The organism is Mesorhizobium sp. M7A.F.Ca.CA.002.09.1.1 (assembly GCF_003998555.1).
GTDB classification, from domain to species: domain Bacteria; phylum Pseudomonadota; class Alphaproteobacteria; order Rhizobiales; family Rhizobiaceae; genus Mesorhizobium; species Mesorhizobium ciceri.
The window spans coordinates 1-3,235 of the sequence record NZ_RZRR01000663.1 but is presented as its reverse complement, the minus strand read 5'-3'; the positions used below and the strand labels follow the sequence as shown (position 1 = coordinate 3,235).

The following is a 3,235-nucleotide window of genomic DNA, read 5'->3' as shown; positions in this document are numbered from 1 at the left end:
GTGGCGATGCTGGCAAAGCCGGTCAACACGACGATCCTGAAATGCGGATCGTCGTGTTGACCGGCTTTGCCAGCATCGCCACCGCTGTCGAGGCGATCAAGCTCGGCGCCTGCCAGTATCTCGCCAAGCCCGCCAATACAGACGACATAGAAGCGGCTTTCGGCCAGGTCGAGGGCAATGCTTCGGTGCCGCTCGCCGAGCGGCCAACCTCGATAAAGAACCTCGAATGGGAGCGCATCCACGAGACGCTGGTGGAGGCCGACTTCAACATTTCCGAGACGGCACGACGGCTGGGCATGCACCGCCGGACGCTGGCGCGGAAGCTGGAGAAGAGGCGTGTGAAGTAGGCACGATCCACCGGGCATGGCACATCGTGGCGATGCCGATGATAAGATTGATGCCGGCATCAATCGTTGCATTCGAACGATGTCCTCCAAAGGAAAAAATTGGCAGGGCAGGGATTAAAATCCCCACATGTTCCGTAAACAGGACATGAAACCGCCGATGCCACGCTTTGACATCATAGGACAGCTCGGTTCGCTGCGCCGCTATGCGCGCTCGCTGACGCGCGACAGCACCGACGCCGAGGACCTTGTCCATGACGCGCTGGTGCGCGCTTATGAGCGGCGCAGCACCTTCCGCTCCGGCGGAAACCTGCGCGCGTGGCTGCTGTCGATCGTCCACAACACCTTCATCGACAGGATGCGGGCCCGCAAGTCCGAGGCGTCGCGCGTCGAACAGGCTGGATACCTGGCCGACGGCAGCACGCCGGCACCACAGGAACATTCGGTGCGCCTGGCGCAGGTGCGCCAGGCTTTTTTCAGCCTGCCGGAAGAACAGCGTTCAGCGCTGCACCTCGTCGCTATCGAAGGCCTCTCCTATCAGCAGGCCGCCGATGCCAGCGGCGTGCCGCTCGGCACGCTGATGTCGCGCATCGGCAGGGCGCGCGCCGCGCTGCGCGAGATGGAGGAGCCGGCGAAGGCAAAAAACCACCTCAGGATCGTTGGAGGCCCTTCATGACCGCAACTGTCGATCCCGTGACGGATATCGACCTCGACGCCTATGTCGACGACCAGATCGACGTCACCCGCCGCATCGAGGTGGAGGCATTCTTGTCCGCTCGCCCGGAGGCGGCGGCGCGCGTGATGTCGGATCTCAGGACCCGCGATGAACTGCGCGTGGCGCTTGCCGGCTCCAAAGGTATGGCACGGCCCGCGACCGCCGATGCCGCGCGGCGGCTGGAGAGGGGGCTTGCCCGCGGCCGCATCTTCGGTGTGCTGCAGCGCGCCGCGGTGGTTGCTGTCTTCGTCGCCGCCGGGTGGCTGGCGAACGGTATCATCGGGCCGATGTCGGTGACCAAGGTCGTCGCCTCGCCGCAGCCGCCCGCCTATGTCGACGACGCAGTGCGGGCCCACAGGACCACGCTGGTGCGCGAGAGCATGCCGTCGCAGCCCGAGGCGCCCAACTACAACGCCGGCGAGATTCGCGCCGCGACCGCCATCGTCATGCCGTCGCTGCCCAAGGATTGGAAGGTCCGCGACGTGCAGATCTATCCGTCCCGCTTTGGTCCGAGCGTCGAGATGGCGGTCGAGACGAAAGACATGGGGCTGGTGTCGCTGTTTGCGATCCGGCCTGGAACCTTCGACGTCGTCAAGCCGACGATCGCGCCCTCGGGCGACATCTCATCGGCCTATTTCCAGATCGGCGATGTGGCTTATGCGGTGGTCGGACGAAGCGAGGTCCACGACCTCGACCGCGCCGCAGAGACGCTCGCCAAGACGCTCTACTGATCGATCCACAAAGGAGAACGCAAATGAACACCCCCAATCTGGGATATCGCGTCGCCGCCGGCGCCCAAACCGGAGCCGTCTTCGACGAGGGCCTGCGCCAGCATATGCTGCGCGTCTACAACTACATGGGTGTCGGCCTGGTGGTCACCGGCCTCGTCGCCTTCATGATCTCATCGACGCCGGCGCTCTACGTGCCGATCTTCTCCAGCCCGCTGAAATGGGTGGTGATGCTGGCACCGCTCGCCTTCGTCATGCTGTTCTCGTTCAAGATGCAGACCATGTCCGCGGCGAATGCCCAGGCGATGTTCTGGGCCTTCTGCGCGGTCATGGGCCTCTCGCTCGCCTCCGTGTTTCTGGTGTTCACCGGAACCAGCATCGCGCGCACCTTCTTCATCGCAGCCACCATGTTCGGCGCCACCAGCCTGTACGGCTACACGACAAAGCGCGACCTGACCCAGTTCTCGTCGTTCCTGATCATGGGCCTGATCGGCGTGGTGATCGCCAGCATCGTCAACATCTTCCTCGGCTCGACCGCGCTGCAGTTCGCCATCTCGGTGATCGGCATCGCCGTGTTCATCGGCCTGACCGCCTGGGACACGCAGACGATCAAGGAACAGTATGCCGAGAATTTCGACGCGGAATCGCGCCAGAAACTTGCCGTCTTCGGCGCCTTCTCGCTCTATCTGAACTTCATCAACATCTTCCAGCTGCTGCTGAATTTCACCGGCGAACGCGAATAACGACTATCCGCTGTGGGCAAGAGCGAGGGTTATTGCTCTTGATGCGGAGAGGTGGCCGGAGGGAGATCCTCCGGCCACAATTCGTTCCTGCAGAACCAGGCTGCACCTTGAGTCCCGAAGCGCTTTTGCTAGTCTGCCCACCGCGCCGGCCTTCAACAACGACCCGCGAGGAAATGTGGCACAGGACAGCCAAACGCTTCATGGCGACGGTATCTCGGCGACCATCGTTGCGCAGGGCGCCGAACTGATTTCGCTGCAAGATGTGCGCGGATTCGAATTCCTGTGGCAGGCGGGGCCGGAATGGCGGCGTCACTCGCCGGTGCTGTTCCCGATCGTAGGGCGGCTGGCGGGCGATCATCTGCGCCATCGCGGCCGGACCTATCCAATGACGCAGCACGGGTTCGCGCGCGACAAGCCGTTTGCCTGGGCGCGGAAGGGACCGCGATCCTGCACGCTGGTGCTTGCCGACGACGCCGACACCCGGGCGCGCTATCCGTTCGCCTTTCGGCTTGAAGTGACCTACACGCTGGTCCGCCAGCAGCTTGATGTGACTTTCGACATCACCAACACCGGCGATGAGCCGCTGCCGGCATCGATCGGGGCGCGCCCGGCATTCAATTGGCCCTTGCAGCCGGATCTGGCCAAGACGGATTACCGGCTGATCTTTGCCCACGATGAACCGGCGCCGATCCGCCGCCTTAAGGA

Annotated in this window: 4 protein-coding genes and 1 pseudogene; all 5 read left to right on the top strand. The window is 63.6% G+C overall.

The annotated features are described in order from the left end of the window. Nucleotides 1-347, top strand: a 347-nt coding sequence (locus EN994_RS24070; protein WP_127307853.1) for a helix-turn-helix domain-containing protein, incomplete at its 5' end; no start/stop codon positions are given. A gap of 157 nt (nt 348-504) precedes the next feature. Beyond that, a complete protein-coding gene (locus tag EN994_RS24065; RefSeq protein ID WP_174299063.1) occupies nt 505-1,020 on the top strand; it encodes a sigma-70 family RNA polymerase sigma factor in 516 nt (171 codons plus the stop codon). Then, complete coding sequence (locus EN994_RS24060) at nt 1,017-1,790, top strand: anti-sigma factor (protein ID WP_013531511.1); 774 nt, start codon at nt 1,017-1,019, stop codon at nt 1,788-1,790. Before EN994_RS24065 ends, EN994_RS24060 begins: the two co-directional genes overlap by 4 nt. 23 nt (nt 1,791-1,813) lie before the next feature. Next, nucleotides 1,814-2,530, top strand: coding sequence for a Bax inhibitor-1/YccA family protein (locus EN994_RS24055; RefSeq protein ID WP_013531512.1), 717 nt, complete (start codon nt 1,814-1,816; stop codon nt 2,528-2,530). A 175-nt stretch (nt 2,531-2,705) separates the two neighbouring features. Continuing rightward, nucleotides 2,706-3,235 (top strand): annotated as a pseudogene (locus tag EN994_RS24050) (aldose 1-epimerase family protein); the annotation flags it as partial.